This is a genomic window from Flavobacterium ponti (assembly GCF_042652765.1).
Taxonomy (GTDB): Bacteria; Bacteroidota; Bacteroidia; order Flavobacteriales; family Flavobacteriaceae; genus Flavobacterium; species Flavobacterium ponti.
In genome coordinates, this window is sequence record NZ_JBHSGW010000002.1 from 67,588 (window position 1) to 86,773 (window position 19,186).

19 protein-coding genes are annotated in these 19,186 nt (G+C 32.8%); 1 reads left to right on the forward strand and 18 read right to left on the reverse strand.

What is annotated here, in order from left to right; translation table 11 throughout:
- Nucleotides 1–86: 86 nt before the first annotated feature.
- The 15 genes from ACFO3U_RS02855 to ACFO3U_RS02925 all read right to left on the reverse strand — a co-directional run bounded on the left by ACFO3U_RS02855 (nt 87) and on the right by ACFO3U_RS02925 (nt 14,990).
- Nucleotides 87–1,154: a branched-chain amino acid aminotransferase gene (locus ACFO3U_RS02855; RefSeq protein ID WP_379738226.1), complete on the reverse strand. Its 1,068-nt coding sequence runs from the start codon at nt 1,152–1,154 to the stop codon at nt 87–89.
- Nucleotides 1,155–1,157: 3 nt separating this feature from the next.
- A complete protein-coding gene (locus ACFO3U_RS02860) occupies nt 1,158–2,444 on the reverse strand; it encodes a dihydrolipoamide acetyltransferase family protein (RefSeq protein WP_379738227.1) in 1,287 nt (428 codons plus the stop codon).
- A gap of 68 nt (nt 2,445–2,512) precedes the next feature.
- Complete coding sequence (locus ACFO3U_RS02865) at nt 2,513–3,109, reverse strand: acyltransferase (protein WP_379738228.1); 597 nt, start codon at nt 3,107–3,109, stop codon at nt 2,513–2,515.
- A 35-nt stretch (nt 3,110–3,144) separates the two neighbouring features.
- Nucleotides 3,145–3,897, reverse strand: a complete 753-nt coding sequence (locus ACFO3U_RS02870) for an enoyl-CoA hydratase/isomerase family protein (RefSeq protein WP_379738229.1) — start codon at nt 3,895–3,897, stop codon at nt 3,145–3,147.
- 159 nt (nt 3,898–4,056) lie between these two features.
- Nucleotides 4,057–6,573, reverse strand: coding sequence for a phenylacetic acid degradation bifunctional protein PaaZ (gene paaZ / locus ACFO3U_RS02875; protein ID WP_379738230.1), 2,517 nt, complete (start codon nt 6,571–6,573; stop codon nt 4,057–4,059).
- Nucleotides 6,574–6,687: 114 nt separating this feature from the next.
- Nucleotides 6,688–7,890, reverse strand: a complete 1,203-nt coding sequence (gene pcaF, locus ACFO3U_RS02880; RefSeq protein ID WP_379738231.1) for a 3-oxoadipyl-CoA thiolase — start codon at nt 7,888–7,890, stop codon at nt 6,688–6,690.
- 54 nt (nt 7,891–7,944) lie between these two features.
- Nucleotides 7,945–8,352, reverse strand: a complete 408-nt coding sequence (locus tag ACFO3U_RS02885; RefSeq protein WP_379738232.1) for a PaaI family thioesterase — start codon at nt 8,350–8,352, stop codon at nt 7,945–7,947.
- Nucleotides 8,353–8,411: 59 nt separating this feature from the next.
- The gene (locus tag ACFO3U_RS02890) at nt 8,412–9,560 is read right to left on the reverse strand and encodes a 3-hydroxyacyl-CoA dehydrogenase NAD-binding domain-containing protein (RefSeq protein ID WP_379738552.1); all 1,149 of its coding nucleotides are present in this window, start codon (nt 9,558–9,560) and stop codon (nt 8,412–8,414) included.
- 1 nt (nt 9,561) lies between these two features.
- The gene (locus tag ACFO3U_RS02895) at nt 9,562–10,344 is read right to left on the reverse strand and encodes an enoyl-CoA hydratase-related protein (RefSeq protein WP_379738233.1); all 783 of its coding nucleotides are present in this window, start codon (nt 10,342–10,344) and stop codon (nt 9,562–9,564) included.
- A gap of 80 nt (nt 10,345–10,424) precedes the next feature.
- A complete protein-coding gene (gene paaD, locus ACFO3U_RS02900) occupies nt 10,425–10,925 on the reverse strand; it encodes a 1,2-phenylacetyl-CoA epoxidase subunit PaaD (protein WP_379738234.1) in 501 nt (166 codons plus the stop codon).
- A 52-nt stretch (nt 10,926–10,977) separates the two neighbouring features.
- The gene (paaC, locus tag ACFO3U_RS02905; protein ID WP_379738235.1) at nt 10,978–11,730 is read right to left on the reverse strand and encodes a 1,2-phenylacetyl-CoA epoxidase subunit PaaC; all 753 of its coding nucleotides are present in this window, start codon (nt 11,728–11,730) and stop codon (nt 10,978–10,980) included.
- Nucleotides 11,731–11,834: 104 nt separating this feature from the next.
- Complete coding sequence (gene paaB / locus ACFO3U_RS02910) at nt 11,835–12,116, reverse strand: 1,2-phenylacetyl-CoA epoxidase subunit PaaB (protein ID WP_379738236.1); 282 nt, start codon at nt 12,114–12,116, stop codon at nt 11,835–11,837.
- Between the two features lie 83 nt (nt 12,117–12,199).
- Nucleotides 12,200–13,156, reverse strand: a complete 957-nt coding sequence (gene paaA / locus ACFO3U_RS02915; protein WP_379738237.1) for a 1,2-phenylacetyl-CoA epoxidase subunit PaaA — start codon at nt 13,154–13,156, stop codon at nt 12,200–12,202.
- Nucleotides 13,157–13,220: 64 nt separating this feature from the next.
- Nucleotides 13,221–14,294, reverse strand: a complete 1,074-nt coding sequence (paaE, locus tag ACFO3U_RS02920) for a 1,2-phenylacetyl-CoA epoxidase subunit PaaE (protein WP_379738238.1) — start codon at nt 14,292–14,294, stop codon at nt 13,221–13,223.
- Between the two features lie 132 nt (nt 14,295–14,426).
- Complete coding sequence (locus ACFO3U_RS02925) at nt 14,427–14,990, reverse strand: TetR/AcrR family transcriptional regulator (RefSeq protein WP_379738239.1); 564 nt, start codon at nt 14,988–14,990, stop codon at nt 14,427–14,429.
- Nucleotides 14,991–15,144: 154 nt separating this feature from the next.
- Between ACFO3U_RS02925 and ACFO3U_RS02930 the strand changes: the two genes are divergently transcribed.
- Nucleotides 15,145–15,453 carry a rhodanese-like domain-containing protein gene (locus ACFO3U_RS02930; protein WP_379738240.1) on the forward strand — a complete coding sequence of 103 codons (309 nt, stop codon included), beginning with the start codon at nt 15,145–15,147 and terminating at the stop codon, nt 15,451–15,453.
- A 55-nt stretch (nt 15,454–15,508) separates the two neighbouring features.
- On the opposite strand, the gene ACFO3U_RS02935 is transcribed toward ACFO3U_RS02930, so the two are convergent.
- From ACFO3U_RS02935 to ACFO3U_RS02945, 3 genes are all read right to left on the reverse strand, one after another.
- A complete protein-coding gene (locus ACFO3U_RS02935; RefSeq protein ID WP_379738241.1) occupies nt 15,509–16,168 on the reverse strand; it encodes a DUF4230 domain-containing protein in 660 nt (219 codons plus the stop codon).
- A gap of 35 nt (nt 16,169–16,203) precedes the next feature.
- Nucleotides 16,204–16,848, reverse strand: coding sequence for a response regulator (locus ACFO3U_RS02940; RefSeq protein WP_379738242.1), 645 nt, complete (start codon nt 16,846–16,848; stop codon nt 16,204–16,206).
- Between the two features lie 319 nt (nt 16,849–17,167).
- Complete coding sequence (locus ACFO3U_RS02945; protein ID WP_379738243.1) at nt 17,168–19,114, reverse strand: tetratricopeptide repeat protein; 1,947 nt, start codon at nt 19,112–19,114, stop codon at nt 17,168–17,170.
- Between the last annotated feature and the right edge of the window lie 72 nt (nt 19,115–19,186).

Genomic DNA, 19,186 nt, shown 5'->3' on the forward strand with positions numbered 1-19,186 from the left:
AATCTATTTTTTTGGAACACAGATTTGAGAAATTAGAGAAATTTTAAAAATCTGTTTAATTTCTTAAATCTGTATTCCTTAACTATTTATTTTGCTTCTACAATCCAACCGAATTTATCTTCTGCTTTTTGAACTTTTATCGCATTCAACGTATCATTTACCATATTTGAAACAGGATTTTCAGCTGGTAATTTTAAAGTAAAATCATCATTTCCGATTTCTTCAATCATGGCAATTCCAACAGCTGTTCCTACTCCGAAAGCTTCTTCTAAAGTTCCGTTTGCAGATGCTTCTTTGATTTCAGTTAATTTGATTGGTCTTTCAGTTACTTCAAAACCTTTATCTCTTAATAGATCAATTACACTCATTCTGGTAATTCCAGCAAGTATAGAACCTGATAAATCTGGAGTTATGAATTTTCCTTCTATTTTGAAAAAAATATTCATCGTTCCAACTTCTTGGATGTATTCAAAATCTTGAGCATCTAACCACAACACTTGATCATATCCTTTTGCTTTTGCATATTCCGTTGGACGAATGGCTGCTGCATAATTTCCTGCTGCTTTTGCTTCTCCTGTTCCACCGTTTACCGCACGAACATATTTGTTTTCAGCAAAAAGTTTGATTTTTTTACTAAAAAATGGTCCAGCTGGTGAACCTAAAATTATAAATTTATAACTGGTTGCAGCTCTCATTCCAATAAATGGTTCGTCAGCATACATAAAAGGTCTTAAATATAAGGCACTTCCTTCTTTGGTTGGAATCCAATCTTTTTCAATGGCTGTAAATTGTTTTAAAGCTTCTACAAATAAATCTTCAGGAAATTGAGGCATTCCCATTCTGTCTGCACTAAAGTTTAAACGTTTGGCATTTTGATCAGGACGAAATAGTAAAGGTGTTCCATCTTGTCCTTTTGTAGCTTTCATCCCTTCAAAAATAGCTTGTCCGTAATGCAAAGCCATAGCTGCTGGATGCGTTGGTATTAAATTTAAAGCTTCAATTCTTGGATTTTGCCATTCACCATTGGTATAATCGCAAACAAACATATGATCGGTAAAGTTGAATCCCATTGTAACGTTATCCAAATCTACTTGGGTAACTTTTGATTCTTTAACTTTACTTATTTTTATTTCTGATGTCATAATCTCTGTCATGTTTTATATCGTTGTATTTGTATCAAATTGTTCTAAATAATCTCCCACTTTTCGCAAGAATGATCCACCTAAAAATCCATCAACCACTCTATGATCGAATGAAAGAGAAAGATACATCATGCTTCTTATTGCTATTTCATCACCTTTTTCTGTTGTAATCACTTCTGGACGTTTTTTGATGATTCCTAAAGCTAAAATAGCTACTTCAGGTTGGTTGATGATTGGTGTTCCCATTAAACTCCCAAAAGTTCCCACGTTTGAAATTGTAAACGTACTTCCTTGAATTTGTTCAGGTTTTAGTTTGTTATTTCTTGAAGCATCAGCTAATTGATTTACATCTTTCGCTAAAGCTAGAATATCCTTTTCATTGGCATTTTTCACTACTGGAACAATTAGATTGCCACTTGGTAAAGCAGTTGCCATTCCAATATTAATATCTTTATGAACATAAATCTTTTTCTCATCCACAGAAACATTTATTAAAGGAAAATCTTCAATCGCTTTGGCTACTGCTTCAACAAAAATGGGTGTAAAGGTTAGTTTTTCGTTATATTTTTCTTGAAATTTATCTTTGTTGGCATTTCTCCAATCCACTAAATTCGTGACATCTACTTCAATGTATGAAGTCACGTGAGGCGAAGTTTGTTTTGAATAAACCATATGATCCGCAATCATTTTGCGCATGCGATCCATTTCTACGATTCGATCTTTTCCTTCTACGTAATTGATTTTTGGTTTTGGATATGAAGAAGTTGTTGGTTGTTGGTTGTTGGTTGTTGGGATTGATTTTAATGGATATTTACGATTCTTCAAATAATTGAAAACATCGCTTTTTTGAATTCGACCATCTGTTCCTGAACCTGGAATGCTTTGTACTTCTTCTAATGAAAGATTTTCTTTTTGAGCAATACTCACAATCAAAGGTGAAAGAAAGGCATCAGGATTGCTTTTTAACTGTTTAAACTCGGTATTCGATTGCTTCGCAACTTCTGGTTGAGTTTCAACTTTAGTACTAACAACTTCTTGTTTTACACTTTTAGCTTCTTGCTTCCCATCAGCTTCTATCAAAGCCAGTACTGTTCCAACAGCAACTACATCGTCTTTTTGAAAACGAATTTCAGTAATTGTTCCTGAAACTGGTGAAGGTACTTCGCTATCGACTTTATCGGTTGCGACTTCTAAAATCGTTTCTTCCGCTTCCACCAAATCTCCTACGTTTTTCAACCAAGAAATTATCGTTGCTTCGGATATACTTTCTCCCATTTTGGGCATTTTGAATTCTATTGTCATTTTTTTAGTTGTAAGTTGTAAGTTATAAGTTGTAAGTCACTGACTATTCACTCTTCACTTATTACTAATTACTTATTTTTAAATTCTTCTAATGTTTTATAAAACGCTTCTTGCGTTGGACGATTGGCTGGAATTTCTCGCAATGGTTCAATTGCTTTTAAACTCTCATAACATTCTGATGGCAGTTTTTGATATAGAGCTGTTCCTTTTGTTTTCCAATCAATCATTTCGTCTGAAACGTCTTTTATAATTGTCGCTGGATTTCCAACTACCATTTTTCTATTTGGAATTTGCATTCCTGCTTTTACAAATGCTAGAGCTCCAATGATACATTCATCTCCTACATTCACATCATCCATGATTACTGTGTTCATTCCAACAAGGCAATTCGCACCAATATTAGCTCCATGAATAATGGCTCCGTGTCCAATATGCGCTCCTGCTTTTAAAACCATTGATTTACCTGGGAACATGTGAATGGTACAATTTTCTTGAACGTTACAACCATCTTCAATGATGATTTCGCCCCAATCTCCACGAATGGCTGCACCTGGACCAACATATACGTTTTTTCCAATAATCACATTACCCGTAACAGCTGCTTGCGGATGAATGAAACTACTTTCGTGTATTACTGGGATGAACCCTTTGAATTCGTATATCATTTTTTAGTGATTAGTGAAGAGTAACTAGTGATTAGCTATTTAAACTTCTTTAATGTTTCTTTTGTAAAATCGGATAAAACTAATCTTCCGCTTATTGCTGCTCTTTCGGCTAAAAGGTTGTCCCAATCTTCTGTTCCTCTCCAAAAAACTTTTTTCATTTCTTGCATCGCTTCTGGATTGTAAGTGCATAAATGCTCTGCGAATTTTTGCGTTTCTGCATCTAATTCTTCTATACTTTCGTAAACATTTGCAAACAATCCTTTTTGTTTTGCCCAATTTGCTTCGTAAAATGTATTGGCATCAATAGCTATTTGTGACATGGCTGAAACTCCCATTTTTCTTTCGATGGCTGGTGCAACTACAAATGGTCCAATTCCAACATTTAATTCCGATAATTTGATGGCTGCAAATTTTGTTGCCATACAATAATCCGTTGCTGCTGCGATACCTACTCCACCACCAACGGTTTTTCCTTGAATTCTTCCGATGATGAATTTTGGGCATTTTCGCATCGCATTGATTACGTTGGCAAATCCTGAAAAGAATACTTTTCCAGTTGCTGCATCATTTATAGAAATTAGCTCTTGAAAACTGGCTCCTGCACAAAACGTTCTATCACCACCACTTTTCAGGATGATGACTTTTACTTCATTGTTGTTTCCAACTTCTGTGATGGTGTTGGCTAATTTGGCTAATATATCGCTTGGTAACGAGTTGTGTTCTGGATGAAAGAACTCGATGGTTGCGATGTTGTTTTTTATTTCGTGTTTTACGTATGCGTGTGACATGTTTTTATTTTTTGAACGCGGAAGACACAGATTTTACTGATTATCGCGGATTTTCTTTTTTACTTTAAATTCTAGCCCAGATTGGAACGGCATCCTTTTCTTTTTTTCTTTAAAAAAGAAAAGATACAGTGGAAAGCTGGAAATAGCTTCTAATTATTTTTATATCAAATCGAATTGTTCGAAGTGATGATTTAAATGTTTTCTTTCTAATAAATACGATGCGTACCTGTTCATTTCTCCGAAGACCATGTTTTTTACTTTTGCTTCTGGATTTTCTTTGAAATAGGTTTTGTATGCTTGTCGAGATTCGAAAAACTTGGCTTTTGCAGTTTCAAAATCGGGATGCACTAATGCTTCTACTTCTCCTTTTTTCATGGTTGGAAACTGAGTTCCCTTTGGGAATTTATCGTAATTATATAATGAATTGTGTACTTTATCTAGAATTTTTTCGGGTATTGCAATTTCGAAATCTTGAATTTCACCTGACATGATTCTGTAACCGTGTTCTAAATGTTCTAACAAATGTTGAGGCGTTAAAATGCCCCATTTTGGTTTTGTGTTTTCTGTCAATTTATTGATACATTCTTCGATTTTCTCGTCGGTCATTTCTACGAATGTTTCTTGTTTTTTCTGTACCATTGTTAGGATTGTTGCTACTGCTACTAATTCGTCCTCTCCATTCGTCGAGGCAGGCTCCGCAACAAAAACTTCCACAAACCATTTTACAATGCCGCTTGGATGTTCTGCTGAAGCGACATCTCTATCTACTTTTTGTTTACAAGTTAAACGTACATAAACCGTGTCGTTGTGGTATAATGGACGTAAAAAACGACATTCTTCTAAACCGTAATTTGCGGCAACTGGTCCTTTGTTTGGATAAACGAATAAACCTGCTGCGGCTGAAATAATGAAATAACCGTGTGCTGTTCTTTTTTCAAAAATACTTCCGTCCAATGAAGTGATATCGGTATGAGCGTAGAAATGATCCCACGTTAAATTGGCAAAATTGATGATATCTGTATCGGTGAACGTACGTTTGTGTGTTTTCAACGACATTCCAGGTTGAATATCTTCCCAATGGTATTTGAAAGGATGTTCTGGTGCTTCTTTATATTTGGCGTTGGCTTGATAAATACCTGTAATTTCTGTAATTGTTGTTGGTGAACCTTGAATCGCACAACGTTGCATGTAATGTTTGATGCCTCGAACTCCACCCATTTCTTCACCACCACCAGCACGACCTGGACCACCGTGAACCAACATAGGTAATGGTGAACCGTGACCGGTACTTTGTTTAGCCATTTCGCGATTTCCGACTAAAATTCGACCGTGATGCGATGCTGCTCCTATTACATAATCTCTAGCAATACCATCATCATAGGTAAAAATCGAAGAAACCAACGAACCTTTACCCATTTGCGATAAAGTGATGGCATCTTCTAAATTTTTATAAGGCATAATCGTTGAAACTGGTCCAAAAGCTTCAATTTCGTGACAAGCTGTGTTTGTAAACGGATTGTTTTCTCGCATTAAAATTGGCCTCAAGAACGAACCTTTTTTGGCATCTGCTCCTATGGTTTGAACCTCATCAAAGTTTCCATAAACCATTTCAGCAGTTTGAGCGATTTTGTTTACTTGGGTTTTAACACTTTCGACTTGGGTTTTATTGACCAAAGCTCCCATTCGAACTTCTTTTACTCTTGGATCACCAATAGTGACTTTATCTAATTGTGATGCCAATGCTTTTTGGACATCATCTATTAATTCTTCTGGTACAATTATTCTTCGGATTGCTGTACATTTTTGCCCGACTTTAACGGTCATTTCGTTTTTGACTTCTCTTACGAATAAATCAAATTCTGATGTTCCTGGAACGGCATCTTTTCCTAAAATAGAACAGTTTAATGAATCAGCTTCCATAGTGAATGGTACAGATTCTTCAATTAGTCTTGGATGATTTTTTAGTAATTTTCCTGTATGAGCTGAACCTGTAAACGTAACCACATCTTGCGAATTGACAGTATCTAAAATCGATTTTGTCATTCCGGTTAACAATTGCAATGCACCTTCAGGTAAAATATTTGATGCGATTATTTCTCTAACAACTGCTTCTGTTAAAAAAGCTGTTTGTGGAGCTGGTAACACTACCGCTGGCATTCCAGCCATCCAATTCACGGCACATTTTTCTAACATTCCCCAAACTGGGAAATTGAATGCGTTGATGTGAACCGCAACACCTTGTTTTGGAACCAAAATGTGATGTGCCATAAAACGACCACCTTTTGATAAGTCGATTGGATCACCTTCTACATGAAATGGTTGGTTTGGGAATAATTTTCGTAAGGATGCATTGGCAAAAAGATTTCCAAATCCACCTTCAATGTCAATCCAACTATCGATTCTTGTTGCTCCTGTTCGGTAACTTAATTCGTAAAAGGCTTCTTTCTTTTTGGTAAGATATAAGGCTAATGATTTGATCATATTTCCTCTTTCTTGGAAGGTCATTTTGCGTAGTTTTTCGCCACCTTTTGTTCTTCCGTATTCTAAAACGTTTGGAATATCTAATCCATCGGTTGTTGTGAATCCGATTATTTCTCCGGTTATGGCATCGAACATTGGAGTTCCTTCTCCTTGTCCTTCAACCCAACTTCCGTTTATGTAGTTTTGTAATTTCATTTATGCTGAATTTAGTTCAGTACCTTTTATTTAACCGCGAATTCGCGAATTAATTTTATGTTTTTTTTTGCCACAGATTTCACAGATTATCACGGATTTTTTAATTCTAAAATCTTAAACGCGTTCTATAATTGCTGCGTAACCTTGTCCAACTCCGATACACATTGTTATTAATGCATATCTTTTTTGAGTTAATTGTAATTCTAATGCTGCTGAATAGGCAATTCTTGCTCCGGTTACTCCTAATGGATGTCCGATTGCTATGGAACCACCGTTTGGATTTACTCTTGCATCATCGTCTTTTAATCCTAATTCGCGTAAGCATGCTATACTTTGTGAAGCAAAGGCTTCGTTTAATTCTATAATGTCGATTTGATCTAAGGTTAAGTTGGCTTTTGCTAAAGCTTTTTTAGTTGCTTCTACAGGTCCAATTCCCATTATTCTTGGTTCTACACCAACTACTGCTGAACTTACTATTCTAGCAATTGGTTTTAAATTGTATTTCTCAACAGCTTGTGCAGATGCGATAATTGTTGCAGCTGCTCCATCGTTTAATCCTGATGAATTTCCTGCGGTTACGCTTCCGTCTTTTTTGAAAGCTGGTCGTAATTTTCCTAAAACTTCTAATGAAGAATTTGGTTTGATGAATTCGTCTTTTGCAAAAACTATTGGATCACCTTTTCTTTGTGGAATTTCTACTGGTACTATTTCTTTGGCTAAACGACCAGAATTTTGTGCTACCGTTGCTTTCATTTGACTATTAAAGGCAAATTTATCTTGATCTTCTCTTGAAATTGAATATTTTTCTACTAAATTTTCAGCTGTTTCTCCCATTCCGTCTGTTCCGAACATGGTGTGCATTTTTGGATTTACAAAACGCCATCCAAAACTTGAATCATACATTTTTGAATCTGTTCCATAAGCAGAAGATGGTTTTGAAACCACTAATGGTCCACGTGTCATGTTTTCAACTCCACCAGCGATAAAAACGTGTCCGTCTCCTGCTTTTATAGCACGATTTGCGTGAATAATTGCTGATAATCCTGAACTACACAAACGATTTACAGTTTCTCCAGGAACTGTATAAGGTAATCCTGCTAAAAGCAATGACATTCTCGCCACATTACGATTATCTTCTCCAGCTTGATTGGCACAACCCATGATTACATCGTCGTACGCTTCTTTTGGTATATTTGGATTATTTTCAACTACAGTTTTGATTACCAACGCTCCTAAATCGTCTGGACGAACTGGTGCTAAACTTCCTTGATAACTTCCTATTGGAGTTCTGACTCCGTCTATGATATATGATTCCATGTTATTATAATTTAACCCTATCAGGGTTTAAAATCCTGATAGGGTATACTTTATTTATTCTTCCCAATCTTTTTGAGTACGATATACAACTCCTTTGAAAAGAGCTACTAATTCTCCATTTCTTTTCACTTCGATTATGTTGAATCCTAATTTATTGTTCACTTTTTCTATTACAGATTCGGCTACTAAATAATCTCCTTCATTAACTGCTTCAATGTGATTGATTGATGTTTCAATGGATACTGCAAATTTTCCGTGTGTGTTGGCTGCGAATCCGAAGGCTGTGTCGGCTAAGGAATATGTGATTCCTCCATGTGCTTTTTGCATGCTGTTTAGCATTTCTGGACGAACTTTCATGGCTACTTTGCAACGACCAATTTCACATTCAAGTATTTCTATACCAAGCCATTGACTATACGCGTCTTGACTCAACATTTTGTATGGTATTTTTGTTCCTTCCATTTTTTTGTTTTTAACCGCAAAATGCGCAAAGATTTACGCAATGTTTGCTAAGTTTATTTTTAGAAAAAAGTTTTATTCTCTTTATTCATTCTTCTCAAAATTGGGCTACATCTGTATCTGTCTTCGTGGTATTCGTTGTATAATTCGTCTAGCTTTTCTACACACCAATTAATTCCTTTTTCATCTGCCCAAGCTAATAATCCTTTTGGATAATTTACTCCTTTGGTCATAGCATTATCAATGTCTTTTGCTGAAGCTATGTTTAAGAATAAAGCATCTGCTGCTTCGTTGATTAACATCACCAAAACTCTATCGAAAATTTCTTGTGCTTTAATTCTATCCTCTATTGGTTTTGGTAATTCTTTATTGTAATCATAAAAGCCTCTTCCTGATTTTCTTCCAAGATAACCTGCTTCGACTAAACGTTTTTGGGTTAATGATGGTTTGTATCTTGGGTCGAAATAAAAAGCTGTAAAAACAGTTTCGGTTACTACGTAATTTACGTCGTGACCAATAAAATCCATTAATTCAAATGGTCCCATTTTGAAACCACCCATTTCTTTTAAACTCCAATCGATGGTTGCCATATCTGCAAAACCTTCTTCTAAAATTCGTAAGCTTTCGCTGTAAAAAGGTCGAGCTACACGATTTACTATAAATCCTGGTGTGTCTTTTGCAACTGCAACTACTTTTTTCCAGTCAGAAATAGTTTGAACCGTTTTATTTAAAACTTCTTCACTGGTTTGAATCGCTGGCACAACTTCCACTAATTGCATTAAAGGTGCTGGATTAAAAAAGTGAATTCCAATGACGCGTTCTGGTTTTTGACAAGAAGCTGCAATGGAAGTTATGGATAATGAGGATGTATTTGAAGCTAATATTGTGTTTTCTGAGACTAATGTTTCTAATTCAGAAAACACTTTTCGCTTGACTTCTAGATTTTCAACTATGGCTTCGATAACTAAATCTGAATCAGATAAATCATTTAATGTATTTACGTAAGATATGTTATTCTGAATTCTATTTTTCTCAGCTGCATCAATTTTCTGTTTTTCAATTAATCGATCTAAAACTTTTTCTAAACTGATTTTACTTTTGATTAAAGCTTCATTGTTTAGGTCAAATAATTTTACTTGACAACCAGAAGTTGCAGCAACTTGAGCAATTCCACTTCCCATTGTACCACCACCGATAACAGCTACTTTCATTTTAGTTTCCATTAAATATTGGTTTTCTTTTTTCTACGAAAGCGGTTACACCTTCTTTATAATCGTTTGATGAACTTGCTTCTATTTGCAAATCGCTTTCTAAAGCTAATTGTTGTTCCAAATTATTTGTCAACGATTGGTTTAATAATCTTTTGGTTAACCCTAAAGCTTTTGTTGGCATATTAGCTAAAGTTGTGGCCAATTTATTGACTTCTTCTTCAAAAGTTTCTGCTGAAAACACTTTGTAAATCATTCCTAAATCTAAAGCTTCTTGTGCAGAAACTTTATCTCCAAGCATCATTAAGGCTGTTGCTTTTTGTAAGCCAATTAATCTTGGTAAAAAGAAGGTTCCAGCACTATCAGGAACTAATCCGATTTTACTGAAGGCTTGAATAAAACTTGCATTTTCAACTGCTAAAACTATATCACAAGCTAAAGCTATATTGGCTCCAGCTCCAGCAGCAACTCCATTTACAGCAGCAATTACTGGCTTTTCAAAGCTTCTTATCTTTTGAATGATTGGATTATAATGTTCTTCTAAAATTTTTCTGAAACCAGGATTTAAATCTGGATCTGTTACTTCTTTTAAATCTTGTCCAGCGCAAAATGCTTTTCCGTTTCCGAAAATTACAATGGCTCTTATATTTGAATCGCTAGCGCAATTATCTAATTTTTCTTGCATAGACAATGCCATTTCGCGATTGAAACTATTGAATACATCTGGACGATTCAGAGTTATAAATGCTATTTTATTTTCAATTTTTAATTCAATTGAATTGCTCATACCTTATTTTACTTTTTTAACCATTAAGAAATTAAGATTCATTAAGGGTTGATTTCAAAAGATTCCCTTTTGATGGGAATTTATTTTAAACATTTGAAGTAGTCGAATGGTTCCAAACAGTCTTCGCATTGAAAAAATGCTTTGCAAGCTGTAGAGCCAAATTGACTAACTAATTTTGTATTGAATGAACCACATTGTGGGCATTTCACTACTTTTTTATTCCCAAGAAGTGCTTCCTTATCCGCTGATTCAGATAATGGTGAAGCAATTCCGTATTTTTCTAATGCTTTTCTTCCTTTTGGAGTAATCCAATCGGTTGTCCAAGCTGGTGATAATATTAACTCGACTTTGGCTTTATATCCTTTGTCTTTGAATGCTTTGATGATATCTTCTCCAATGACATCCATTGCTGGACAACCACTGTATGTTGGTGTGATTTGTACCTCAACAATATCATCAACTATTTTGGCAGAACGCACAACACCCATTTCCATAATCGATAAGACTGGAATTTCAGGATCGGAAACTGTTTCGAGTATTTCGAAAAGCTTCTGGTCGATATGATCTGTTGTTTCTGTCATAATTATTTTGATGAGATTCTGAAATAAGTTCAGAATGACAAATTCGATATTTCTACCAATTCATATTTGGATATGCCAATTGCATGTACTGCATTTGAGCTAAAAGGTAACCCATGTGTTCGCTGTGGATTCCTTGTTTACCTCCTTTTTGGAAATATTTTATATCTGGTGTTTGAATGGTTGCTTCTTCTAAAATTTCGTTTACTTTTTTATAAAATAAATCTTTTAACAAGCTAACATCAACTCCGATTCCTTCTGAAATCATAGCTTTATCAGCATCAGTTGTGTGAAATAATTCATCAGTGAATTCCCATAAATCATTGACTGCTGTTTGAACTCTATTATGACTTTCTTCTGTTCCATCACCTAAACGTTTCATCCAATCCGATGAAAAACGAGTGTGATACGAAACTTCTTTGATGCTTTTTTTAGCAATGGCAGCTAAGGTTCCATCTTTACTATTTTGTAATTCTGAAAGCAATAGCAAATGATAAATATCAAAAAAGAATTGTCTTGTAATGGAATAAGCAAAATCGCGATTAGGTTGTTCTACTAAAAGAACGTTTTTGTATTCACGTTCTTTTCTTAAGAAAGCGATTGTGTCTTCTGTTACATCTTCACCTTGTAAACTTGCAGCGTATTGAAAATAACTTCTCACCTGACCAAATAAGTCAAGAGAAATATTTGTCATTGCAATATCTGTTTCAAGACTTGGGCCGTGTCCACAAAGTTCACCTAAACGTTGTCCTAAAATCAGCGCGTTGTCTGCAATTCCGTAGATGTATTGAATTAAATTGTTGTTCATTTTATTTAGTTCTCGCAAAGTCGCAAAGTCACAAAGACTAATAACCGCAAATTCGCAAATTAATATTTAAAACCTACAAGTTTTGAAAACCTTGCAGGTTAACATTACATGTGTCTTAATTCGTCGGGTAATTCATAAAAAGTTGGATGACGATATGCTTTGTCTTTTGCTGGTTCAAAAAGTTCATCACTATCATCAGGGTTTGAAGCTGTAATTTGTGCTGATGGAACCACCCAAATACTTACACCTTCATTTCTTCTAGTGTAAACATCACGTGCATTTTCTAATGCCATTGTTGCATCACTTGCGTGAAGCGAACCACAATGACGATGCTCTAATCCGTTTTTACTTCTTATAAATACTTCCCAAAGAGGCCAGTTTTTCATAGTGTCCAGTGTTCAGTATTAAGTGTTCAGTTATTAGTATTGAGCATGACTGCCTACTAATAACTGAGCACTGAATACTTGATTTATATTGCTTTTTTTACTACTTTATTTTCTTGTTTTTCTGCGTAAGCCATCGCTGCATCGCGAACCCATTTCCCATTTTCCCAAGCGTTTACTCTTGCAGAAATACGCTCTTTGTTACATGGACCGTGACCTTTTACTACTTGCCAAAATTCATCCCAGTTCATTTCTCCGAAATCGTAGGATTGTTTTTCTTCGTTCCATTTTAAATCTGGATCTGGAATTGTTAAACCAATCATGTGTGCTTGTGGAACGGTTTGGTCTATGAATTGTTGACGAAGTTCGTCATTACTTTTTCTTTTTAATTTCCATTTCATCGATTGTTCTGTGTGAACCGATTCAGCATCTAAAGGTCCAAGCATCATAAGAGCTGGCCACCACCAACGGTTTAAAGCGTCTTGTGCCATTTCTTTTTGTTCTGGAGTTCCTTCAGCTAAAGTCATCATAATTTGGAAACCTTGTCTTTGGTGGAAACTTTCTTCTTTACATACACGAACCATTGCTCTAGCGTAAGGTCCATATGAAGTAGAACATAAAGGTACTTGATTGATAATAGCTGCACCATCAACCAACCAACCAATTGCTCCCATATCAGCCCAAGTTAAGGTTGGATAATTGAAAATACTGGAATATTTAGCTTTTCCTGAGTGTAATTGCTCATATAATTCTTCTCTAGAAACACCTAAAGTTTCGCAAGCAGAATACAAGTATAAACCATGACCTGCTTCGTCTTGAATTTTAGCTAATAAAGCTACTTTTCGTTTTAAAGATGGAGCACGAGTAATCCAATTTCCTTCGGGCAGCATTCCTACGATTTCAGAATGTGCGTGTTGGGAAATTTGACGAATATGAGTTTGACGGTATTTTTCCGGCATCCAATCTTTTGGTTCGATTTTTTCGTCGCGTGCAATTTTTGCATCGAAAATTTCTTCTAGGTTTTTTACTTCTTTTTCTGACATAATTCTTAGTGATTAGCCGTTAGTAATTAGTGATTAGCTTTAAAACTTTCACTTTCATATTTTTTTAAACTCCGAAATCAACAACAACTTTATCGGTTGTTGGAACAGCTTGACAGCTCAATACCAATCCTTTGGCTACTTCGTGAGCATCTAATGCGTAATTAATTTTCATTTCAACTTCACCTTCTACAACCATGCATTTGCATGTACTGCAAACTCCACCTTTACATGCAAAAGGTAAATCGGCTCCAGCTGCTAATGCTCCATCTAAAATATTGTCGTAAGAATCTTCCATGATGAAATGAAATTCTTTTCCACCATCGATAATGGTTACATCGGTTCCGTTGACTTTGTGTTCTACTATTTTTTGTATTCTTTTCTTATCTTCTTCAGAAATTCCTGATGTAAATAATTCGTAATGAATTTTTTCTTTATCTAATCCTGCTGCATTTAATTCATCACGTAAAAGGAATATCATATCTTCTGGTCCACAAATAAAACAATCATCTATATTTTTAACATCAATTATTTTATCAGTTAGAATTTGCATTTTTTCTTTAGTAAATCTTCCGTTAAACAATTCTGAAAAACGATGTTCTTTCGTAAGAAAATGAAAGATTTCAAAACGACCGAAGTATCTGTTTTTCAGTTGTTCTATTTCTTCTTTAAAGATAATTGATTTTACACTTCTATTCAAATAAAACAGTTTAAAAGTGCTATTTGGCTCTTTTGCTAGATGTGTTTTTATGATAGAAAGTATAGGTGTAATTCCACTTCCAGCAGCAAAAGCTATATAATTTTTAGCTTTTCCTGAATCAACTTCAACATTAAACTTTCCGCTTGGAGCCATTATCTCTAGAGAATCTCCTTTTTTTAAAGTATCATTTACAAATGAAGAAAATAATCCTCCATTTATTTTTTTTACAGCAACTTGCCATTTATTTTCAACAGGACTTGAGCATAAAGAATACGAACGACGAACATCTTCTCCGTCAATCATAGCTTTTATTGTTAAGTGTTGTCCTTGTTTGTATTGAAATTCAGCAACCAATTCTTCAGGAATTTGAAAAGTAATAACCGAACAATCTCTTGTTGCTTTGTAAATATCTTGGACTTGTATGTTATGAAATTTAGCCATTTAATAGTGTAATTATTAAAACTAACAGTTGTTAGTTTACTATGCAAATTTACTGAATTTTTTTTAATGTTACGAAAACGTTTTATTTTTTTAACTTTTGTTGTACGAGATAATAAAAAAATAACAAAAAATTTAGTTTACAATTCCAGTTAAAAGTACTGCTGCCATATCCGTTTTTAGAGAAGATTCGGTTAAACGGTTTTTCTTTCCATACCAAATATAGAGTGTTCTTAAAGTGGAAAGTATTGAAAAAATAATAACTTCAGGATTTAAGTCTTTTATTTCATTGGATTGAATTCCTGAATTAATTAAATGCCTAAAAGTTTCTTCATAATCTTCTCTCATTTTGATGAAATAAGTCAATTCTTCATTTGTTAAGTGCATCCAATCGTTATTCAAACAAGCTAAAGCATCAGGATTTCTGATAGTAATATCAATGTGAAGTTCGATTACTTTTTCAATTTTTTGGATTATTTTTAAATCTGAAAAAGCTATATCATTAATTCTATTGGTAAATTCTTCGGCAATTTCTAAAACAATTAGTACTAAAATTTCTTGTTTTGATTTAATGTGATTGTACAAACTTGCAGCTTTTATATCCAAAGATTGAGCAATATCTCTCATCGTCACAGCACTATAACCTTTTTCTTTAAAAAGTTTAGCAGCACAATTTATTATTTCGGTTTTTCTATCCATTGGTTTCATCTTTTCAAAAATAGTAAAATGAATTGATTGAAGTAACATTTGTTACAAAAGTATATTCTGCAAATTGTAATTTTGAATTCAAAATATTTTTTCATTAACTGAATTATTGGTAGAGATAAGATAAATTTTAATTAAAATAATAGGTATGGGTTTTTTAGATGTATTAGGTTTTGGAAACAAAACAAATGAAATTCAAGAATATGTTGCTAAAGATGCAATAATTTTAGATGTTAGAACAATTGAAGAGTTTAATGAAGGTCACATTGAAGGTTCAAAAAATATAGCTTTACAAGTGTTGAATGGCAAAATTGCTGAAATAAAAAAATGGAACAAACCTATAATTGCTTGTTGTCGTTCTGGAATGCGAAGTGGTCAAGCAACTTCAATTTTAAAACAAAACGGGATTGACTGTATCAACGGTGGTGGTTGGTCAAGTTTACAAAGTAAATTATAGAATCTGATTATGAATTTAGATGCTGAAATAAATTCAGTATGACAAAGTTTTAATTTTACAGTTTTAATTCAAAGTCTTTCTCTTTTTCAATTACATTTCCTTGGTATTTTAATGTCCAACCCATTGAATTGGTTAAGACTAACATCTTGGATAATTCAGAAAGCAATCTGTTTTTAGCATTTGACTTTAGCGTTGATTTATCTATTTTCTTGGCTAAGTTTGCTTTAACTGATTTATTAATTTTGTTATAATCATCACCAGTAAATTCATTAAAAGTAGAAGATTCTGTATCGTAATACTTTATATCTGGACTAATTTTGATTTCTTCTTTAGGGATATTTGTAATCGTTAAAATTTTATTTTCTGCATCAATATCATATTTAACTTGACTCAAATCAAAACTAACTGTAACATCAGCATTTATGACCACTAATGCTTTTTTATCGAATGTTAAACCAGGAATGTAAGTTTTCTTTTTGTCTTTATAGGTTAAAACTTCAGCAAAATGACCTTCAGTCACTACTAATTTCCCAACATTCTTGATTTGCTGTTGGATAAGATTTGTATCATATTCTATAGTTGAAGATTCTTTACTTTTTGTAAAATAGTTGAATATCGAAAAAAGAAGAAAGGCAACAATCAATACCAAAATCCATTTTCTGATTTCGGTTAATTTTCCAAAAAAACCAAGATTGTTTGAGTTTTTATAATCCATCTGTTCTAATTTGATACGAAGATAGGAAAAACTCGTTATATCAAATTATTTCTTTTTGCTTTTTGAACGGCTTCTAATTTGGAATGCACTTGTAGTTTAGTATAAATATTTTCAATGTGTTTTCGAACAGTAGAAGGTGATAAGAAAAGATTTTCTGCGATAATGGTATAACTTAAACCTTGTGCCAATTGTTCTAAAACATCTATTTCTCTTGGTGTAAGTTCGATTTTCTCTTTTTCTATTTCAGAAGTAAAATCAACTGGATTTCGAAGCAATTTCAAAGTTTTTAATGCAATTGAAGGATTCATCGCTGCACCACCATTCATGGTTTCTACAATTCCGTTGAAAAGTGTGTGAGGATTTACATCTTTCAACAAATATCCATCTGCACCTGCTTTTATGGCATTGAAAATATTTTCGTCATTATCAAAAACGGTTAAGATGATGATTTTAATATGAGGATATTTTTTCTTTACCAATAGAGTGGCTTCAATTCCATTTAAAATTGGCATTTCAATATCCATTAAAAGCACATCAATGTTATGATTGTTTTCTAATTTATTCAACAAATCTTGACCATCAGTAGCTGTAAACTTGATTTGAATTTCTTCAAAAAAAGATAGTTTTTCCTTGATGGAAGCAATTAAAAAACTATTATCGTCTATGATGGCTATTTTCATATTTGGTTCATTTGGTTTGAAATTATTTCAAGAAGTTGAACTTGTTTTTTGAGTATATCTAATTTAAATTCTGTATTGCAATTTAAATTAAGATTTTTTTTTAAAAGTTGACTCTTTTGTTTCTCCAAATCTAACTGATTATGCAATGAACTAACTGCTTTATTAAATACAGCAATACTTTTCTTTTGCTTTATTGTATGCAAAAACACTACACTTATGGACAATATGAAAAAAAATAGCAAACTAATCATTATTCAAAATTTATTGATTACTCGCAAAAATATAATTTAATTTCTAGTTATTAAATAAGGCAATTGCCTTATGTTTTTGGCACTTTTACAATCACTTGCATTCCGTTTTGATTGACAAATTCAATAGTTCCATTAATTTCTTTTGCTCTTTTTTCTAGAGAATTTATGCCATTTCCTTTTTCAGTTGTTTTATAGTCAAATCCATTTCCATTGTCATAAATTTTAAGAATTGTACGTTCAGAATTTACATCGATTGTAACAACAATTTTGTTTGCTTTTGCGTGCTTTATGGCATTGTTTACACCTTCTTGAATTATTCTATAAAGAGTAATACCAGTTTTTGAGTCTAACTTTATTTTTTCATATTCTTTTGGATATACAAATTCAAACTGAATGCCTTGAAGCGATATTTTTGCATTTTCGATGAAATTAGCAGTTCTTCCTTTTAAGTCTTCAAAAGTGATTTCTTCCTTATTCATAGCCCAAATGGAATCACGAAGTTCAGTAATGGTTTTTCTGGTAAAATTACTTATTGTATCGTATTTTTTATTGAAATCTTCTTTAGACAAATCAAAAAACTTTAAATTATCAATAGACGAAATTATAAATGTTAATTGGGAACCAATGTTATCATGCAATTCTCTTGAAATTTCCAATCTTTGTACTTGCAATTTATTTTGAGTTTCAATTTTGGACAAAGCTTGTCGCAATTCATTTTCTTTTATTAATTGTTTGTTCTTTAATTTTTGTTGTTTGTAAACCAAAAAACCAATTAATCCGAGTAAAAAAGCCAATCCAAATGCTCCATAAATGAGATAATTTTTACGTTTTATTTTATTTTCTTTTACTAAATTTTCATTTTTAGCTTGTACTAATTCTAATTCTTTTTTTTCCGATTCGTATTTAGTTTCTAATTCCTGTAAGGCTTTTGCTGAAGATTCTTTAAATTTTAGAGTTGTTTTTTCATAAAATAGCTCATTGTAAAAAGATCCTTTTTCAGTATTACCTTTTTTATAATAAGCTGTTGCTAAGGTTTTATAAACATTTACTTCATAAACATCACTATTCTTATCTTTCTCAATTTCAGAAACGCAAATTTCTCCATACGCTATCGCTTTATCCGTTTGGTTTAATTTCAGATATAATTCGGCAATTTCGCTTGTTATTTTAACTTTTGTTGCTGCATTAATTGGAATTTCACTAGGACGATTATATGATTCTAAAAAAAGTTCTAAAGCTTTTTGAGGGTTATTTTCTATCGCATAAATTTGGGCTAATCCTTGTAGATTATTATAATATTGTGTTTTATCCTTTGATTCATTAGCTTTTTTAATACCATTTTCAAAAGCATTTTTTGCTTCTTTTATTTTGTTTAATTCTTTATAACAAATCCCTAAATTATTATAAGATGAAGCTTCTCCTTGACTATATTCTCTTTTGGAACGAATTTTTAATGCTTTTTCATGATACAGAATAGCTTTTTCAAACAATTCCATTTCTTGATAAATTAATCCAATATTGTTTAAAGTAGCATCAATAAAGATTGATTTATTGATTTTTACATTAACTTCAGCTAATTTTAATGCTTTAAAAAAATAGTTTAAGGCATCTTGATATTTTCCTTTGTTCCAAGCATACATTCCTAAATTATTATAAGAATATTGTTCTTGAATTGGAAACTTGTTTTTTACACTATATGCTACTGCTTTTTCAAAATAAATTTTAGCAGAATCTGAAAATCCGTTGACATCAAAGTAAATTCCTTTATTGTTTAAAAAAGAATTGTATCCGTATTTTTGGTTAGTTTCTAGTGCGTATTTTTCAGTTACATTTAGAATTTCAAGAGCTTTTTCTTTATCGCTAAAAATGTATTTCCATGAGAGTTTATTGTAAGTATCTACTTTTATAGAATCATTTTTAGTGGTTTTGATGACCTGATTTAAGCTATCAATTTTATGGTTTTGTGAAAAAATCACATTAAAAAGGAGTACGAATAAAAAGTAGCTTTTTTTCATTATAATTTTTTATCTAAAATAAGTATTTTTTTGAAAGATTGAAACTTTGAAAATTTCATACAATTAAACTTC

Coding starts and splice junctions, on each gene's coding strand:
- paaE (WP_379738238.1), bottom strand. CDS start 14,294: ATGGCTAAATTTCATAACATACAAGTCCAAGATATTTACAAAGCAACA.
- paaA (WP_379738237.1), bottom strand. CDS start 13,156: ATGTCAGAAAAAGAAGTAAAAAACCTAGAAGAAATTTTCGATGCAAAA.
- ACFO3U_RS02930 (WP_379738240.1), top strand. CDS start 15,145: ATGGGTTTTTTAGATGTATTAGGTTTTGGAAACAAAACAAATGAAATT.
- ACFO3U_RS02855 (WP_379738226.1), bottom strand. CDS start 1,154: ATGACAGAGATTATGACATCAGAAATAAAAATAAGTAAAGTTAAAGAA.
- ACFO3U_RS02925 (WP_379738239.1), bottom strand. CDS start 14,990: ATGGATAGAAAAACCGAAATAATAAATTGTGCTGCTAAACTTTTTAAA.
- ACFO3U_RS02890 (WP_379738552.1), bottom strand. CDS start 9,560: ATGAAAGTAGCTGTTATCGGTGGTGGTACAATGGGAAGTGGAATTGCT.
- ACFO3U_RS02940 (WP_379738242.1), bottom strand. CDS start 16,848: ATGAAAATAGCCATCATAGACGATAATAGTTTTTTAATTGCTTCCATC.
- ACFO3U_RS02885 (WP_379738232.1), bottom strand. CDS start 8,352: ATGGAAGGAACAAAAATACCATACAAAATGTTGAGTCAAGACGCGTAT.
- ACFO3U_RS02935 (WP_379738241.1), bottom strand. CDS start 16,168: ATGGATTATAAAAACTCAAACAATCTTGGTTTTTTTGGAAAATTAACC.
- paaC (WP_379738235.1), bottom strand. CDS start 11,730: ATGAACAACAATTTAATTCAATACATCTACGGAATTGCAGACAACGCG.
- ACFO3U_RS02870 (WP_379738229.1), bottom strand. CDS start 3,897: ATGTCACACGCATACGTAAAACACGAAATAAAAAACAACATCGCAACC.
- paaB (WP_379738236.1), bottom strand. CDS start 12,116: ATGAAAAACTGGCCTCTTTGGGAAGTATTTATAAGAAGTAAAAACGGA.
- ACFO3U_RS02865 (WP_379738228.1), bottom strand. CDS start 3,109: ATGATATACGAATTCAAAGGGTTCATCCCAGTAATACACGAAAGTAGT.
- paaD (WP_379738234.1), bottom strand. CDS start 10,925: ATGACAGAAACAACAGATCATATCGACCAGAAGCTTTTCGAAATACTC.
- pcaF (WP_379738231.1), bottom strand. CDS start 7,890: ATGGAATCATATATCATAGACGGAGTCAGAACTCCAATAGGAAGTTAT.
- ACFO3U_RS02945 (WP_379738243.1), bottom strand. CDS start 19,114: ATGAAAAAAAGCTACTTTTTATTCGTACTCCTTTTTAATGTGATTTTT.
- ACFO3U_RS02860 (WP_379738227.1), bottom strand. CDS start 2,444: ATGACAATAGAATTCAAAATGCCCAAAATGGGAGAAAGTATATCCGAA.
- paaZ (WP_379738230.1), bottom strand. CDS start 6,573: ATGAAATTACAAAACTACATAAACGGAAGTTGGGTTGAAGGACAAGGA.
- ACFO3U_RS02895 (WP_379738233.1), bottom strand. CDS start 10,344: ATGAGCAATTCAATTGAATTAAAAATTGAAAATAAAATAGCATTTATA.